The sequence below is a fragment of the Geodermatophilus poikilotrophus genome (assembly GCF_900111455.1).
GTDB classification, from domain to species: domain Bacteria; phylum Actinomycetota; class Actinomycetes; order Mycobacteriales; family Geodermatophilaceae; genus Geodermatophilus; species Geodermatophilus poikilotrophus.
The window spans coordinates 93,033-108,864 of record NZ_FOIE01000005.1; the positions used below are offsets into that span (position 1 = coordinate 93,033).

At 76.0% G+C, this 15,832-nt stretch carries 14 protein-coding genes and 1 tRNA gene; 10 read left to right on the plus strand and 5 right to left on the minus strand.

Annotated elements, in window-relative coordinates; genetic code table 11:
• The first annotated feature begins 255 nt into the window (after positions 1-255).
• A tRNA-Arg gene (locus BMW27_RS12420) sits at positions 256-335 on the plus strand.
• A 324-nt stretch (positions 336-659) separates the two neighbouring features.
• Here BMW27_RS12420 and BMW27_RS12425 read toward each other — a convergent pair.
• Positions 660-1,931 carry a PP2C family protein-serine/threonine phosphatase gene (locus BMW27_RS12425; protein ID WP_091444522.1) on the minus strand — a complete coding sequence of 424 codons (1,272 nt, stop codon included), beginning with the start codon at positions 1,929-1,931 and terminating at the stop codon, positions 660-662.
• Positions 1,932-2,000: 69 nt separating this feature from the next.
• Positions 2,001-3,362 carry an alpha/beta hydrolase gene (locus BMW27_RS12430; protein WP_091444525.1) on the minus strand — a complete coding sequence of 454 codons (1,362 nt, stop codon included), beginning with the start codon at positions 3,360-3,362 and terminating at the stop codon, positions 2,001-2,003.
• A 163-nt stretch (positions 3,363-3,525) separates the two neighbouring features.
• On the opposite strand from BMW27_RS12430, the gene BMW27_RS24360 reads away from it, so the two are divergent.
• The 8 genes from BMW27_RS24360 to BMW27_RS12470 all read left to right on the plus strand — a co-directional run bounded on the left by BMW27_RS24360 (position 3,526) and on the right by BMW27_RS12470 (position 9,900).
• Positions 3,526-3,936: a DapH/DapD/GlmU-related protein gene (locus BMW27_RS24360; protein ID WP_217638142.1), complete on the plus strand. Its 411-nt coding sequence runs from the start codon at positions 3,526-3,528 to the stop codon at positions 3,934-3,936.
• Positions 3,933-4,496 carry a TetR/AcrR family transcriptional regulator gene (locus BMW27_RS12440; RefSeq protein WP_091444528.1) on the plus strand — a complete coding sequence of 188 codons (564 nt, stop codon included), beginning with the start codon at positions 3,933-3,935 and terminating at the stop codon, positions 4,494-4,496. The genes BMW27_RS24360 and BMW27_RS12440 overlap by 4 nt, the downstream gene beginning before the upstream one ends.
• A gap of 20 nt (positions 4,497-4,516) precedes the next feature.
• On the plus strand, positions 4,517-5,713 hold the full coding sequence (locus BMW27_RS12445) for an MFS transporter (protein WP_091444531.1): 1,197 nt from the start codon (positions 4,517-4,519) through the stop codon (positions 5,711-5,713).
• A 29-nt stretch (positions 5,714-5,742) separates the two neighbouring features.
• Positions 5,743-6,039: a hypothetical protein gene (locus BMW27_RS12450; protein WP_012947057.1), complete on the plus strand. Its 297-nt coding sequence runs from the start codon at positions 5,743-5,745 to the stop codon at positions 6,037-6,039.
• Between the two features lie 278 nt (positions 6,040-6,317).
• Complete coding sequence (locus tag BMW27_RS12455) at positions 6,318-6,689, plus strand: GNAT family N-acetyltransferase (RefSeq protein WP_245743522.1); 372 nt, start codon at positions 6,318-6,320, stop codon at positions 6,687-6,689.
• A 54-nt stretch (positions 6,690-6,743) separates the two neighbouring features.
• Complete coding sequence (locus tag BMW27_RS12460; protein WP_091444537.1) at positions 6,744-8,108, plus strand: cryptochrome/photolyase family protein; 1,365 nt, start codon at positions 6,744-6,746, stop codon at positions 8,106-8,108.
• Positions 8,109-8,188: 80 nt separating this feature from the next.
• Positions 8,189-8,998: an Fpg/Nei family DNA glycosylase gene (locus BMW27_RS12465; protein WP_091444542.1), complete on the plus strand. Its 810-nt coding sequence runs from the start codon at positions 8,189-8,191 to the stop codon at positions 8,996-8,998.
• A 38-nt stretch (positions 8,999-9,036) separates the two neighbouring features.
• A complete protein-coding gene (locus tag BMW27_RS12470) occupies positions 9,037-9,900 on the plus strand; it encodes a hypothetical protein (protein WP_091444546.1) in 864 nt (287 codons plus the stop codon).
• On the opposite strand, the gene BMW27_RS12475 is transcribed toward BMW27_RS12470, so the two are convergent.
• Positions 9,857-10,168 carry a putative quinol monooxygenase gene (locus BMW27_RS12475; RefSeq protein ID WP_091444549.1) on the minus strand — a complete coding sequence of 104 codons (312 nt, stop codon included), beginning with the start codon at positions 10,166-10,168 and terminating at the stop codon, positions 9,857-9,859. The two genes, BMW27_RS12470 and BMW27_RS12475, sit on opposite strands and share 44 nt — an antisense overlap.
• 59 nt (positions 10,169-10,227) lie before the next feature.
• On the opposite strand from BMW27_RS12475, the gene BMW27_RS12480 reads away from it, so the two are divergent.
• A complete protein-coding gene (locus BMW27_RS12480) occupies positions 10,228-11,646 on the plus strand; it encodes an FAD-dependent oxidoreductase (protein WP_245743524.1) in 1,419 nt (472 codons plus the stop codon).
• Between the two features lie 184 nt (positions 11,647-11,830).
• On the opposite strand, the gene BMW27_RS12485 is transcribed toward BMW27_RS12480, so the two are convergent.
• Together BMW27_RS12485 and ppc are read right to left on the minus strand one after the other, a co-directional pair.
• On the minus strand, positions 11,831-12,952 hold the full coding sequence (locus BMW27_RS12485; protein ID WP_091444554.1) for an inositol monophosphatase family protein: 1,122 nt from the start codon (positions 12,950-12,952) through the stop codon (positions 11,831-11,833).
• Positions 12,945-15,773 carry a phosphoenolpyruvate carboxylase gene (gene ppc, locus BMW27_RS12490; protein WP_091444557.1) on the minus strand — a complete coding sequence of 943 codons (2,829 nt, stop codon included), beginning with the start codon at positions 15,771-15,773 and terminating at the stop codon, positions 12,945-12,947. The genes BMW27_RS12485 and ppc overlap by 8 nt, the downstream gene beginning before the upstream one ends.
• Positions 15,774-15,832: the final 59 nt, after the last annotated feature.

A 15,832-nucleotide genomic window follows, 5' to 3' on the forward strand; every position in this document is an offset into this window, starting at 1 on the left:
AGGGTGGGCCGGAGGCCCATCCCGCAGGGACGCGAAGCGCCCTTCCGGTGACCGAGACAGGCGGAACACTGCCGCCGGGTGGGAGGCGGCACCTCCAGCATCGGCGCGGGGCGCCAGAGCCGGAGAGGTCCCACGCACGGCTACTCGGGCCTGCCGGACATTTGGTCAGCACTCGGTCAGCAAAATGTCCGTCAAGGGCCGTCGACAGCACTCATCAGCTCGGCACAACACCGCAGGTCAAAGCCGCAATGAGCGACCGGAGCCCAGGTCAGGACCACGCCTGGATCGGTTTCCTAAACCGTGTGTCGCAGGTTCGAATCCTGCCGGGGGCACCACGAGCTCGACGGTTCGGCCTGGTTCGAGCGTCGGGTCCAGCGACAGGGCGCCCGAACGGCATTCGGTCCGCACGAGCGGTGTCAGGCCGTCGGCGGACAGGTGGCCGTGTCGGTCCAGGGTCATCGCGGCGGAGGCGTGTCCGAGCATCGACTGCACCGCCCCCACCGACGCGCCGGAGGCGGTGGCAGGCGATGCGGCGGCGTGCCGCTCGGGCGCCTGCGTCGGTACCCGGCAGGAGGCTGGCTGTCCGGAGCGCGCCATGGGGTCGGGCGAGATCCTCGTGACCTCACCGGGCCGGCGTACTGGAGCGGTCCAGCCGCGGGTCAGGCCTGTCCGCGACGCAGAACCCGCGCGGGTGAGACCAGCCCGGCGTCCGCCCCGTTCACGCTGTCACTGCGACGCGGGCGGCCTCCGTACCAGTCCAGGCACACCATGGTCGCGTCGTCGCGGAGATCGCCTCCGGTCGCACGCAGTACCGCCGCGCCGAGTTCCTGGACGACCTCCCGGGGGTGCAGGTCTGCGGTGTCGCGGAGAGCCACCTCGACGTCGAGGGAGGCGGCGTTGCGTTCCTGCATGCCGTCGGTCAGGAAGATGACCCGGTCCCCTGCTTGGAGCTGGAAGGCCTGGGTTAGGAACGACCTGCCGGGCACGACGCCGAACGGCGGGTCGATGCCCAGACCGATCTCCTGCACCCGGCCGTTCCGGAGCCGCAGCGGCGACGGGTGACCGGCGTTGACGATCGCGGCCGTGCCGGCCGACAGGTCGACGCGCAGGAGTTGTCCGGTGACGAACTGCCCCGCGGAGGCGTTCTCGACCAGGGCGTCGTTGGCGTACCGGGCCTGCGCGGCGAGGTCCAGTCCCTTGCGGCGGGCGTTGCGCAGCGCCCCGACGAGCAGTGTCGCCAGCAGGGCGGCCTCGACCTCGTGGCCGACGGCATCGGTGATCGACACGTGCAGGGAATCCCGGTTGAGCGTGTAGTCGAACGTGTCGCCGCCGACCGAGGCCGCCGGTTCCAACCAGCCGGCGAGGGTGAACTGCCCGGCCTCACAGGTGTAGGAGGTCGGCAGCAGCCGACGCTGGATCTCGGCGGCCAGGGAGAACGGCGTGGTGCGCTGTCCCCACTCGAACACGTCGGTGTACCGGCGGGCGGCGATGACGACGTAGGCCAGCGCGTGCGCGGCGGCAGCGACGTCGGCGACCGCCGTCGGGGCGGGGTGCGCGGGCAGGACCAGCTCCAGCAGCCCGATCGCGTCCCCCCGGTCGGTGACCGGGGCGATGATCCGGGCTTCGTCATCCAGCGGGTGTACGTCGACCTCCTGGGTGCGCAGCACGCGCTCGTACACGGTGCCGGACATCGGCACCGTCTCCGCCTGTGCGCCCGCCTGCGTACGAGCGCCCTCGACGCCGGCGGTACCCGTGGTGAGACGCACGACGGCGCGACCGCTGAAGTCCGCGATCAGGAAGGTCAGGTTCCGCGCGCCGAGCATCTCGGCGAGCGCTCCCGCCGCGGCCTCCACAGCGTCGATCGGCGCGATCCCGTCGACTCGATCGAGCAGCATGCCGACGTCCAGGCCGGGGCCTGGCGGGGTCGGCATGGGAAGACTCTAGGCGGGACCGTCGCGATGCCCCGGCCAGGGCGGCGCCGGGCACGGCGACGGCCGGGGTCAGGTCGGCTCGACCGGCGTGCCGGTGCGCACCGCCCGGACGACGTCTTCGATGGCCTGCCTGGACGCCTGGGCGCCGTGCTCCTCGTCCAGCAGGGCGTTGTGCGTGGCGTCCGCGTGGCGGTGGCTGCTGTTCGTGGACAGCGCGGCCATCCGCTCCTGCACGGCGGACCATCGCAGGTCCACGTGGGGCCCTGCGGCGGTGAGGACGACCAGCGGCGTGCTCCCGAGCGTGGTCAGCGCCTGGGCCTGGCCGAACAGCGCGGGCATGGCGGCGGACTCGTCACGGACGTTCCGCCAGCCGCGGGGACCGGTCGTGAACGCCTGGACCTGTCCGGCTGCCGGCTCGGGCAGGCTGGACCACACGGCGGCCGGGACGAGCTGCCCGATGCCGAGCCGGGCGAGGCTCGGCAGCAGCGCGAGCTCGGCGGGGGCGTTCGCGTCGGCCGAGGTGGAGGCGGCGGTGACCTGGTAGGGGTCGGAACCATCCAGGAGCACCACCCCGGCGACCTGCTGGGGATGGCGGGCGGCGTAGGTCATCGCGTAGCTGCCGCCGGTCGAGTGCCCGACGAGCACGTACGGACCGTCCTCGCCGGCGCGGTCGAGCAGGGTGTGCAGATCGGCGGCGGCCTGCAGGCCGTCGGGCGCGTGCGGCGAGTCATCGCTCCAGCCCTGCCCGGCGCGGTCGTAGGCGCACACCCGGGTGGTCCGGCCGACGGCCGGCGCGATGCGCGCCCAGGACGACGACATCGAACCGAGCCCGCCCTGCAGCACGACGGTGGGACTGCCGGTACCGGTGCAGTCCAGGTGCAGCCGGTAGCCGCCGACGTCGTAGGACTGCCCGGGCGCGACGGAGCTGCGGTGGCCGGCGATCGCGACGGTCTCGGCCATGCCGCCCACGGCTGCCAGGGCCATGACCGCCACGACCGCGAAGAGCAGCCGGCGGCCGCAGCCGGCGGCCAGGTCGCGGCGGATGCGGACGCCCATCCAGACGGCGAGTGCGAGCAGGACCGCCGGCCACACCCAGCCGGCGGCGGTCAGCCCACCGTCCCCTGGGGCGAGGACCAGCAGCCCCAGCCCGGTGGCGGCCATCCCGGCGGCCGGGACGAAGGCCCAGCGCTGGGGCTGGGTGGTCAGCCGGATCGACAGCACCGCCAGCACCGCCCAGCCGAGTGCAAACCCGAGCAGCGCCGACCCGGTGATGACGTGCTCGCGCGCCCCGGCGAACAGCACCAGCACGAGGACGAGCGCGGCGGCCAGGCCGACGCCCAGGGACGTGGCGACGATCCACCGGATCGGTCCTCGCCGCGGGGGAAGTGGAGCGGATCCCGGCGGGAGGGTGGGTGCCGTCTCGGTGACCATCGCCAGAGCGTCGGCCGGCGCGGCGTCCCTGCCAGGTGCCAGAGGTCATGGTCGGGGTCACGGCCGGACCCGACGGGTGCTCACGTGGCGGTCCGCGCGGTCGACCCGCCGGGCCCCGGAGACGGCGCCACGACGGCCCGGCCTGGTGTGTACGGTTGTTCTTATGGGCACCCCGGCAGACGCTGACGACTCCCGGACCATGCGCGAGCGGGTGCTCGCCGGCGATCCCTGCACCGCCGACGACCCCGAGCTCGGCGCGGCGAGCACCCGCGCGCTGGACGTCGCCGACGCCTACAACGCGACGACGGTCCGGCAGGGGCCGCTGCGCCGCCGGCTGCCGGAGGTGCTGCTCGGCAGCGTCGGCGAGGGTGCCAAGTGGGAGGCCGCCGAGCCGATCACGATCGGCGACGACGTGTGGCTCGGCGGCGGGGTGGTCGTGCTGCCCGGCGTGACGATCGGGGAGAACGCCGTCGTCGGCGCCGGGGCGGTGGTCACCCGGGACCTGCCGGCGGACGTGGTCGCCGCGGGCAACCCGGCCCGCGTCGTCCGCACCCTCGACGGGCCCGAGGGGTGAGCGCCGCTCCGGTCCCGGCGCGGCGGGCCCGACGGCACGACCCGGGACGGCGCGACCGGCTGGTGGACACGACGCTCGACGTCATCGCCGCGCAGGGCGTCGCCGCCGCCACGCACCGGGCCATCGCGCGCGCGGCGGACGTCCCGCTGGGGTCGCTGACCTACCACTTCGGCTCGCTGACCGAGCTGCTCGCCGCGGCGTTCACCCGGCACGTCGAGACGGTCGCCGAGCGCTTCGACGAGCGGATGCGCGCCGCACCGGACCGGGCCGCGGCCCTCGATGCGCTGGCCGGGCACCTGACCGGCGACCTGCTGGGGTCCAGCCGGGACCTGGTGCTCGCCGTCGAGCTCTACGTCGCCGCGGCCCGCAACCCGGCCCTGCGCGCGGTCACCCAGGACTGGATGTCCCGCAGCCGCCGCAGCCTGGAGCGGCACCTCGACCCGGTGACCGCACGCGAGGTCGACGCGCTGGTGGAGGGGCTGGTCCTGCACAGCGCCCTGTCCACCGACCCGATGGACGCCGCCCAGATCCGTTCCGCCCTGCACCGGCTCGCCGGCTGAGGCCCGATCCCGAGGACACCGTGGAGACCACCACGCTCGACGCCGCGCGCCTGCGCCGTGCCCGCGTCGCCGTCGCCGCCTGCTTCTTCCTGAACGCCGTCTTCTACGCAGGCCTCGTGCCGCGGCTGCCGGAGGTGAAAGCGCAGCTGGGGCTGAGCAGCACCGCCCTGGGTGCGGCGCTGGCGGCCGTGCCGCTGGGAGCGCTGCTGGCCGGGCCGTTCGCCGCCGCGCTCATCCGCCGGTTCGGCTCCGGCCGGATCGCGTCCTACGGCCTGGCCCTGCTCGGCGCCACCGTCTGGACGGTGTCGGTGGCGCCCAACTGGCTCGGCCTCGCCGCGGCACTGCTGGTGCTCGGCGCGCTGGACGCGGTCGTCGACGTCGCGCAGAACGCGCACGGGTTGCGCGTCCAACGGCTCTACCAGCGCTCGATCCTCAACGCCTTCCACGGCACCTGGAGCATCGGCGCGGTCGCGGGCGGGCTGCTCGGTTCGGTCGCGGCGGGGCTGGGGGCGCCGCTCGCCGTCCAGCTCGGCGCGTCGGCCGTCGTCCTCGGCGCGCTCGCGCTGGCCGTCTCGCGCGCGGCCCTGCCTGGCCCGGACGAGCCGGAGCCGGCCGCTGACGAGCAGCCGCGGGAGCGCCCGCGCCGGCGCGCCGCCGTCCCGGCGCTGGCCGTGCTGGGCGTGCTCGCGGCGTGCGGTGCGTTCGTCGAGGACGCCGGCGCCTCGTGGAGCGCGCTCTACCTGCGCACCGAGCTCGACGCCGGCGCGGCGACCGCGGGGCTGGGCTTCGTCGCGCTGTCGGTGGCGATGACCGTCGGCCGGCTGACCGGGGACCGCGTCGTCGACCGGTTCGGCCGCCGCCGAGTGGCACGGGCCGGCGGCGCGCTCGCCGCGGCGGGGATGGGCCTGGCCCTGGCGCTGCCGTCGGTGCCCACCACCCTGCTCGGCTTCACCCTCGCCGGTCTCGGCGTCGCCACCCTGGTCCCGGCCGTCTACCAGGCGGCCGACGAACTGCCCGGACTGCCGCACGGGACCGGCCTGGCAGTGATCAACTGGCTGCTGCGGATCGGCTTCCTCGTCTCCCCGCCACTGGTGGGCGCCCTGGCGGATGCGACCAGTCTGCGGGTCGCCCTGCTGACCGTGGTGCTGGCCGGGGTGGGCGCGCTGGTGCTGGGCCGGGCCCTGCCGGGACGGGCAGCCGGGCGGTCCGCCGCCTGAGCGACGAGCACGGGGGTACCGCAGCCGCCATGGCACTCCGCAACGCGGCGGTCGCGGCCGCCGGCCAGTGGGTCGACCCCGACGACGGCATCCGGTACCCCGCCGGCGAGGTCCACGGTTGGGAGCGCGGGCGCAACGAGACGGTCTGCGGGCTGTCGCTGAGCAGGTCGCGGCTGGCCCGCTTCCCGCACGTCAGCTGGGCCGACGTCCAGCCGGAGTCCGGTCGCCACGCCGAGGAGGTGCAGGACGTCTGCCGCCGCTGCCGGGCCGCACTCGGCGGACGGCGGGACGACCGCGGCTGGACGCGGACCAACCCCCGGCCCTGAGGGTCAGCGCCGCCGGGAGGACACGCACCGGAACGGCCCGGGAAGGGGCACCGACCAGCCGCGTGCGCGGGGCTGCACCCCACCGGGCCGACGTGCAGGCCGGGCGAGATCCCGCGGCGGCTGACGTGCAGGTGGAGGGGTCCGAGGCGCTCGGTCAGGCGGAGGTGCAGGGGCGTGCACCAGCCCCTGCACCTCCGCCCGGGTGTCCCTCACAGGGGCGACATGCCCCCGCGCAGCGGCACTGCGCGGCGCTGCGAGGCGTTAACGTCTCTGAACGCATGTCGAGCCCCGGCAACGGCGCCGGGGACGAGCGGAGGGGGAAGCCCAGCATGGAGACGAGCGTGGTCGACGTCCCGGATCGGGGACGGTTCGAGGTCCGTCTCGGTGACCGGGTCGTCGGCCTGGCCAGCTACCACGTCGAGAACGGCACCATGGCGCTGCCGCACACCGAGGTCGACCCCTCCGTCGGCGGCCGCGGGATCGGCTCGCTGCTCGTCGCCGGTGTGCTGGCCGCCGCCCGGCAGCGCGGGCTGACCGTGCTGCCTTACTGCTCGTTCGTGCGCCACTACATCCAGCAGCACCCCGAGGACGTCGACCTCGTCGCCGAGGACGACCGGCCGCACTTCGGTCTGGCCACCGCCGACCGCTGACCCGCTCGGCCGCCTGGACTGCGCGGCCACCGGGAGCTGCCTACGCTCGCGCGCGTGCCCACCGCGCTGCTCTGGTTCCGCCGCGACCTGCGGCTGGCCGACCACCCGGCCCTGCTCGACGCCCGCGAGGCGGCCGGGCCGGACGGCGCCGTCGTCCCGGTGTTCGTCTTCGACCCCCGGCTGTGGGGCCCCTCCGGCCTGCCGCGGCGGCAGTTCCTGCTGGACTGCCTCGCCGACCTCGGCGGACGGGTGGACGGCGCCCTGGTGCTGCGCAACGGCGACCCGGCGCGGGTGCTGCCGGACCTGGTCCGCGAGGCGGGCGCGGGCAGCGTGCACGTCTCCGCCGACACCGGTGTCTACGGCCGGCAGCGCGACGCGGCGGTCGAGCGGGCACTGGACGGCGTGCCGTTCGTGCGCACCGGTTCCCCGTACGCGGTGACCCCGGGCCGGGTCACCAAGTCCGACGGGACGCCGTTCCGCGTCTTCTCCCCCTTCGCCCGTGCCTGGCGCGAGCACGGCTGGCACACCCCGGCACCGCGGCCGAACCCGGTGCCCTGGAGCACCGGCGTCCGCTCCGAGGACCCGCCCGAGGTGCCGGACCTCGACGGCGTCCGGCTGCCCCCGGCCGGTGAGGCCGCCGCCTCCGACGCCTGGCGGCGCTTCCGCGCCGAGCGGCTGGAGGGCTACCGGACCACCCGCAACACCCCGGGCACCGACGGCACCAGCCGGCTGTCGGCCTACCTCAAGTACGGCTGCGTGCACCCGCGCACGCTGCTGGCCGACCTCGAGGGCCTCGACTCCGACTCCGCCGACAGCTTCCGCAACGAGCTGGCCTGGCGGGACTTCTACGCCGACGTCCTGTGGCACCGCCCGCAGTCCGCCCGCGAACCCCTCGACGAGCGGATGCACGCCATGGCCTACGACACCGGCCCGGACGCCGACGAGCGGTTCGCCGCCTGGGCGCAGGGCCGCACCGGCTACCCGATCGTCGACGCCGGGATGCGGCAGCTGCTCGGCGAGGCCTACGTGCACAACCGCGTGCGGATGATCGTCGCGTCGTTCCTGGTCAAGGACCTGCACGTCGACTGGCGCCGCGGCGCCCGGTACTTCATGCAGCACCTCGTCGACGGCGACCTCGCCAGCAACAACCACGGCTGGCAGTGGGTCGCCGGCACCGGCACCGACGCCTCGCCCTACTACCGCGTCTTCAACCCCACCCGGCAGGGCCGGGAGTTCGACCCGGACGGCGACTACGTGCGCCGCTGGGTGCGCGAGCTGCGCGACGTCCCGGCGCGCCACGTGCACGAGCCGTGGCTCGCGCCCGACGGCGTCCCCGACGGGTACCCGCTGCCGATCGTCGACCACGCCGAGGAGCGCCGGGTGGCGCTGGAGCGCTACGAGCAGGTCCGCGACCGCTGAGTGTCGCCGGGCTCACCGCGCCGTCGTGGCGGAGTCGCTGGTCAGCGGTGAAGCTGGGGGCATGACCTGCCGAGCCGCCCGTGCCTGAGGGCCACACGCTCCACCGGCTGGCCCGGGACCAGTCGCTGGCGTTCGCCGGACGACCCGTGCACGTCACCAGTCCCCAGGGCCGGTTCGCCGCCGGCGCGGCGCTGCTCGACGACCGGGTGCTCGACGAGGTGACCGCCCACGGCAAGCACCTGTTCGCCTGCTTCGGCGCCGACACCCTGCACGTGCACCTGGGGCTCTACGGCAGCTACACCGCCGGAACCGGCAGCCCGCCGCCCCCGCGGGGAGCGCTGCGGATGCGCTGGCAGGGCGAGGGCCCCGACGGTCTGGGTGTCTGGACCGACCTGCGCGGCGCCACCGCCTGCGAGGTCCTCGCCGCACCGGAGGTCGACCGCATCCTCGACCGGCTCGGGCCCGACCCGCTGCGGCCGCGCAGCGACGGCACGGTCGCCCACCGGCGGATCGCCGGCAGCCGCACCGCGATCGGCGCACTGCTCATGGACCAGTCGGTGCTGGCCGGCGTCGGCAACGTCTACCGCGCCGAGGTCCTCTTCCGGCACGGCGTCTCGCCGTTCCGCCCGGGCCGGGAGGTCGACGCCGGCACCTGGGCGGCGGTGTGGGCGGACCTGGTGGTGCTCATGCGCGCCGGCGTCCGGATGGGCCGGATCGTCACCACCCGCCCGGAGCACCGCACCCGCCGCGGCGGCGCCGTCCGGCGGGACGACGCGCACTACGTCTACCGGCGCACCGGGCTGCCCTGCCGGGTGTGCGGGACGCCGGTGCAGACCCAGGTGATGGTCGGCCGCAACCTCTACTGGTGCCCGGTCTGCCAGGCCTTCTGACCCGGTGACCGGGGGCCCCTCCCGGCCTATCGTGGAGCATGGTCGGCGGGGGGCGCGCTCTCGGGGCGGCCGCGCTCGCCGCGGCGTGCCTGGTCCTCGGCGTGCCGGCCGCGGCGGCCCACCCGGGGGACGACACCGGGGTCGGCTACGACGTCTCCCACCCGCAGTGCGGCGAGGACCTGCCCGACGAGCCGGCGTTCGCCGTGGTCGGCGTCAACGGCGGGCTGGCCACCCGGCCCAACCCGTGCCTGGCCGAGCAGCTGGCCTGGGCGGCGCAGCAGGCCACCGGCCAGGTGGCGGCGCAGCCGCGGCTGCAGCTGTACGTCAACACCGCCAACCCCGGGCAGGTGCGCGACCTGGTGACCACCTGGCCGTCGCACGGGCGCACCCCCTACGGCCGCTGCGACGGCGACAACAGCCGGGCCTGCTCGTGGCGGTACGGCTGGGAGCGGGCCGCCGTCACGGTGCGGGAGTTCTTCGTCCCGGCCGCCGAGGACGCCGGCGTCGACCCCGACCCGGGTGCGTACACCTGGTGGCTCGACGTCGAGACGACGAACACCTGGCAGACCGGGTCGGCGCCCGCCCGTGCCCGCAACCGCGCGGCGCTCGAGGGGATGGTCGCCCGTCTCGCCGGCAGCGGCGCGGACGTCGGCCTGTACTCCACCGGCCACCAGTGGCGGCGGATCGCCGGTGCGGTGCCCGCGGACAGCCCGCTGCACGACCTCGACAGCTGGCTGGCCGGCGCGAGGTCCCCCGCCGGCGCCCGCGCCACCTGCCACCGCGACCCGCTGACCGACGGCGGCCGCGTGGTCCTCACCCAGTACGTCGTCGGCGGGCTGGACCACGACCACAGCTGCCCTACAGAACGCCCTTGGCGTCGTCCCCTGTCGGGACCGGACTGAGCACCTGCAGCTCCAGGGTGCCGGCGAGCTTGCCCTCCAGCTGCCGGGACAGCTCGCTGAACGGCTCGCCCTTGCCGTGCGCGGCCAGCGCCTGGGGGCCGGCCCACTGCTCGATCATCACCAGGGAGCCGTCGCGCGCCTCGTGCAGCGCGTAGCGCTCGCACCCCTCCTCCGCGTGCACCTGCGGGACGGCGGCCAGCACGGCCTCCCGCACCGCCTGGGCGTGCTCGGGCTGCGGGGTGATGGTGGCGACGACGACGACGGACACGGGCTGCCCCCTGCTCTTGGTTCTCGGAGCCTGGTGCTCGCCCACCCGGGCGGGTCAGGATGCGTGTCGTGTCGGCCGACGAGGACCCCGGTCCCCCGCCCCCTCCCCCACGGCTGCGGGTGGCCGTCGTCGGCGCCGGTCCGGCGGGCATCTACACCGCCGAGGCGCTCACCCGGCAGCAGGAGGTCCCGGTCGCCGTCGACCTGATCGACCGGCTGCCCACCCCGTTCGGCCTGGTGCGCCACGGCATCGCCCCCGACCACCCCAAGATGCGCGCCATCCGGGACACGCTGCACCGGGCCCTGGACCACCCGGCGGTGCGCTTCGTCGGCAACGTGGAGATCGGCCGCGACCTCTCCTGCCCCGAGCTGCACGCCGCGGTGGACGCCGTCGTCTACACCTACGGCGCCGCGCTGGACCGGCAGCTGGGCATCCCCGGCGAGGAGCTGCCCGGCAGCCTCGCCGCCACCGCGCTGGTCGCCTGGTACACCGGTCACCCCGACGCCGACCGGGCCAGGGTCGAGGCGGCACTGGCGCGGGCGCGGTCGGTCGTCGTCGTGGGGGTCGGCAACGTGGCGCTCGACGTGGCCCGCGTGCTGGCCCGCACCCCCGCCGAGCTGGAGTCCACGGACATGCCGCAGCACGTCCTCGACGCCCTCGCCGCCGCGCCCGTCGAGCACGTCACCGTGCTCGGCCGCCGCGGCCCGGCGCAGGCCACCTTCACCACCCAGGAGCTGCGCGAGCTCGGGGAGCTGGCCGAGGCCGACGTGCTGGTGGACCCGGCCGACCTGGAACTGGACGCCGCAGCCGAGGAGCGGGTGGCGGCCGACCGGGTGGTGTCGCGGAACCTCGCGGTGCTGCGCGACTGGGCCGCCCACACGGCACAGCCCGGCCGGGCGACGGTGACCCTGCGCTTCTTCGCCCGCCCGGTGCGCCTGCTCGGCGAGGACCGGGTGACCGGCGTGGAGGTCGAGCGCACCGTCGTCGACGCCGACGGCCGCGCCTCGGGCACCGGCGAGACGACCGTGCTGCCCGCCGACCTGGTGGTCCGCTCGGTCGGCTACCGCGGCGGCGAGCTGCCCGAGCTGCCGCTCGACCCGCGCCGCGGCACCGTCCCCAACGACCTGGGCCGGGTGCTGCGCGGCGGGGCTCCCTCCCCCGGCGAGTACGTCGCGGGGTGGATCAAGCGCGGGCCGACCGGCGTCGTGGGCACCAACAAGCACGACGCCCGGGAGACGGTGGCCACGCTGCTCGCCGACGTCGCGGCCGGCGTGGTCCGCCCCGGAGGCGGCGAGGACGACGACCTGGTCGCCGCGCTGCGCGCGAACGGTGCCGACCCGGTGCTGCTCGAGGACTGGCGGGCCATCGACGCCGCCGAGGTCGCCCTCGGCGCCACCCACGGCCGCGCCCGGACGACGCTGCACGAGTGGGAGAGCCTGCTGGCCGCGGTGAAGGAGGCGGCCGCCCGCACCCGCTGAGAGAGGACCCCCTTGCCCCCCACTGCTCGCACGCTCGCGCCAGGCCCCGTCCAGAGGCTCGCCGCAGGCCTCGTCCCGGGTCCCACCCTGAGCCTGCGAAGGGTGGGGAGGACGAGGTCCTTCCCCGGTGAGGAGGACGGGGTCCTTGTTCCTGCAAGGGGGCCGTGGACGTCTGCTCAGCCTCCTATGCCTCGGTGCAGGTCAGCTCGCGCAGCAGCGCCCGCGCCCGCTCCTCGGTACCGGTGGCGACGAACCGGATGAGCGTCTCGGTGTCCGGCCGCAGCCGCAGCGGCGCGCCGTCCGGGCCCAGCGCCACCCCGCCGGCGGCGGCCAGCAGCGCCAGCCCGCCGGCGACGTCGTGCACGTGGGTGCCGCTGCGGTCGAGGTTCTGCCACGCCCCGGCCGCGCCGTCGGCGACCAGGCAGACGTCGACCGCGGTGCAGCCGGTCACCCGGACCCGGCGGGCGCTGGCCGGCACGACCACGGCCGACCCCGACGGGGCGGTGGGCGCGACGACCGTCCCGGCGTCCCGCGGCCGGACCGGCACGCCGTCGCGCCGCGCCCCCGCACCGACCGCGCCCGACCAGCGGCGGCCCGACGAGAGGTCGGCGACCAGGCCCGCGACCGGCCGGCCGTCCTGCACCAGGGCGGCGGAGAACGCCCACGGCGCCAGCCCGGCGCGGAAGTTGCCCGTGCCGTCGAGCGGGTCGAGCACCACCCACGGCTCGTCACCGGGAACCGGGCGGTCGGAGCGCTCCTCGCTGAGCACGGTCACGCCGAGCGGGCGCAGCGCGTGCGCCGCCGCCAGGTGCGCGGCCTCGTCGGCGCCCAGCGACGGGCTGCCGTCGGCCTTGGTGGTGTCCTGACCGGCGTCGCGGGCCAGCGCGACGGCGACCTCGACGCGGGTGGCGGCCAGGGCGGCGTGGTGGAGGAAGCGGTCGGCCAGCGGGGTGTCGTCCGCCGGCGGCGGAACGGGCCGGACGTCGTCCCCCCGGCCGTCGCGCACCCGCTCGCAGCCCCACGCCGAGGCGGCGGCCAGGACGGCGGGCTGGTCGATCCGGGCGCCGCGCCGGCGGACGAGCACCGCCTCGGCGTGCCCGTCGGCACCCCACTCGCGGCGCAGCAGCGCGACGGCGCCCAGGTCGTCGACGAGCAGCCGCAGAGTGGGGTCGGGGAGCGCGGTCGCGAGGGCGGCGGGCGCGACGCCGAGGGCCCGTGCCGCGGCCTGGACCTGGCCGGAGCGCGTCGCCACCCGGAGGTCCAGCGGGCCCGGGCCGGCGCGCTCCTCCAGCTGCGGCTCAGCCACTGTTGCGCAGGGCGGTGGCGATGCCGTTGATGGTCAGCTGGATGTTGCGGCGGACCAGCTCGTCGTCGTCCCCGTCCTGCCCGTCGTGTCCGCGGCGCCGGCGCAGCATCTCCACCTGCAGGTGGTGCAGCGGCTCCAGGTAGGGGAACCGGTTGCGGATCGACCGCGCCAGCGCCGGGTTGTCCGCCAGCAGCCGGTCGTCGCCGGTGACCGCCAGCAGCACCCGGCAACTGCGCTCGTGCTCGGCGGTCAGCTGGTCGAACACCCGGTGCCGCAGCTGCTCGTCGGGCACCAGCTCGGCGTAGCGGGCGGCCAGGTCGAGGTCGGTCTTGGCCAGCACCATGCCCATGTTGGACAGCATCGTGCGGAACCACGGCCAGCGCCTGTGCAGCTCCTGCAGCCGGGCGAGCCGGGCCGGATCGCCCCCGACCCAGCCCTCCAGGGCCGAGCCGGTGCCGTACCACCCGGGCAGCATGATCCGCGCCTGCGACCAGCTGAACACCCACGGGATGGCGCGCAGGTCGGCGATCGAGTCCCCCGCCTTGCGCGACGGCGGCCGGCTGCCGATGTTCAGCTCGGCCAGCTCGCCGATCGGGGTGGCCGCGCGGAACCACTCGACGAAGCCCGGCGTCTCGTGCACCAGCGCCCGGTAGGCCTGCTGGGCCCGGGCCGCCAGGTCGTCGAGCAGCGCGTAGGCCGGCTCGGCGTCGTCCCCCAGGCCCTCGGTGTCGAGCAGGCTGGCCTCCAGCGTGGCCGCGACCATGGCCTCCAGGTTGCGCCGGGCGCGGTCGGGCTCGGCGTACTTGGCGGCGATGACCTCGCCCTGCTCGGTGATCCGCAGCGCGCCGGCCACCGCGCCGGGCGGCTGGGCCCGGATCGCGTCGTAGCTCGGCCCGCCGCCGCGGCCGACCGTGCCGCCGCGGCCGTGGAACAGCCGCAACCGGACGCCCTCGCGCCGGGCGACCTCGACCAGCGCCAGCTCGGCCCGGTACAGCGCCCAGTTGGCCGCGAGGTAGCCGCCGTCCTTGTTGCTGTCGGAGTAGCCGAGCATGACCTCCTGCACGTCGCCGCGGTTGCGCAGCAACGAGCGGTAGAGCGGCTGGCCGAGCACGGCGGTCGTCGTCTCCGCGGCGCGCTGCAGGTCTCCGATGGTCTCGAACAGCGGGGAGATGCCGACCGGGCAGGTGGGGCCGCCGTCCCCGTCGGGGTCGAGCAGGCCGACCTCCTTGAGCAGGACGGCGACCTCGAGGACGTCGCTGACCGACTCGCACATGCTGATGACGTAGTTGGGCACGGCCTCCGGCCCCAGCGCGCGGACCTGGTCGGCCGCGGCGAGCAGCACGTCGAGCTCGCCGCGGGCCAGGTCGGAGAGGGCGGCGTCCGGGCGGACCAGCGGGCGGCGCATCCGCAGCTCGCCGACCAGCAGCTCGACCCGCTGGTCCTCGTCGAGGGCGGCGTAGTCGGGGCAGACCCCGGCCCAGGCGAGCAGCTCGGCCAGCACGTCGGCGTGGACCGCAGAGTTCTGCCGCACGTCCAGCCCGGCCAGGTGGAAGCCGAAGACCTCCACGGCCTCCCGCAGCCGGGCCAGCCGGTCGTCGGCCAGCGCCGCAGCGCCGTGCGTCCGCAGCGAGGCGTCGACGGTGGCGAGGTCGGTCAGCAGCTCCTCGGGGGTCGCGTAGGGCTCGAGGACGGCGTGCGGCGGCGGGCCGGGCACCGACCCGAGCACCCGCTGGGCCGTCGCGGCCAGCCGGGCGTGCACGCCGTACAGGGCGCGGCGGTAGGGCTCGTCGGCGCGGAACGGTGAGCTGTCCCGGGAGGCCTCGGCCAGGTGCGCCAGCGCCGGCGTCGGCGTGATCAGCCGGTCGGACATCGACAGCTCGTCGTGCAGCGCGAGCAGCTCGGCGAGGTGGTGGCCCAGCGCCGTCTCGGCCTGCCGGGTGCTGGCCAGGCGGACGGCGTCGGCGGTGACGAACGGGTTGCCGTCGCGGTCGCCGCCGATCCAGGAGCCGGGCAGCAGCACGGGCCGGTCCAGCCGGGCCGAGGGCCAGCGCGCGCAGAGCTCCCGGCGCAGCTCGGTGTTGATCGCCGGGACCACCTCGAACAGCGACAGCTCGTAGTAGCGCAGCGCCTCGTCGATCTCGTCGGCCAGCCGCAGCCGGGACAGCCGCAGCAGGGCGGTCTGCCAGAGGGTGAGCACCGCGCGCTGCAGCTCCCCCGACCACGCCGGGTCGTCGGCCTCCCCGGGGACGGAGCGGTCGCGCCGGCGGATCAGCTCGGTGACCTGCCGCTGCACGCGGGAGATCGTGCGGCGGCGGACCTCGGTCGGGTGCGCGGTGACGACCGGGGAGACCAGGGCGCCGGCCAGCTCGCGGGCGACGACGTCGGCGTCGAGGTGCGCGGCGTCGAGCAACTCGAAGGTCGCCGCCAGGCTGCCCTTCTGCGGCGGCGAGCCCTCCAGGCGGTGGAAGCGGCGGCGGCGCTCGTGGTGCACGTCCTCGGCGAGGTTGGCCAGCAGCGAGAAGTGGTTGAACGCGCGGATGACGTGGTTGGCCGAGCGGACGTCGAGGCCGTCGAGCCGGGCGGCGACGTCGGCGCGGTCGACCTCCGAGCGGCGCAGCCGGAAGGCCTCCACGCGGATGGCCTCGACGAGCGCGAGGACGTCGTCCCCCGACTGCTCGCGGATCACCTCGCCGAGGACCCGGCCGAGCAGCCGGATGTCCTCGCGCAGCGGGGCGTCGACAGCGTCGGCGGCATCGGCTCCGTCCTCCTCGGCTCCTCCGTGGTGGCGTAGGTCGGCGACGTCGACGGTGGCTTCGGACACCCGGCGAGTATCGACCGCCCGTGTGACGGGTGGGTGTCGTGGCGCGGCCGCGACCCCTG

What these genes read in the sequence shown, in the direction of transcription:
- BMW27_RS12425 (WP_091444522.1), bottom strand. Translation starts at nt 1,931, where the DNA reads ATGCCGACCCCGCCAGGCCCCGGCCTGGACGTCGGCATGCTGCTCGAT.
- BMW27_RS12430 (WP_091444525.1), bottom strand. Translation starts at nt 3,362, where the DNA reads ATGGTCACCGAGACGGCACCCACCCTCCCGCCGGGATCCGCTCCACTT.
- BMW27_RS24360 (WP_217638142.1), top strand. Translation starts at nt 3,526, where the DNA reads ATGGGCACCCCGGCAGACGCTGACGACTCCCGGACCATGCGCGAGCGG.
- BMW27_RS12450 (WP_012947057.1), top strand. Translation starts at nt 5,743, where the DNA reads ATGGCACTCCGCAACGCGGCGGTCGCGGCCGCCGGCCAGTGGGTCGAC.
- BMW27_RS12455 (WP_245743522.1), top strand. Translation starts at nt 6,318, where the DNA reads ATGTCGAGCCCCGGCAACGGCGCCGGGGACGAGCGGAGGGGGAAGCCC.
- BMW27_RS12470 (WP_091444546.1), top strand. Translation starts at nt 9,037, where the DNA reads ATGGTCGGCGGGGGGCGCGCTCTCGGGGCGGCCGCGCTCGCCGCGGCG.
- BMW27_RS12480 (WP_245743524.1), top strand. Translation starts at nt 10,228, where the DNA reads ATGCGTGTCGTGTCGGCCGACGAGGACCCCGGTCCCCCGCCCCCTCCC.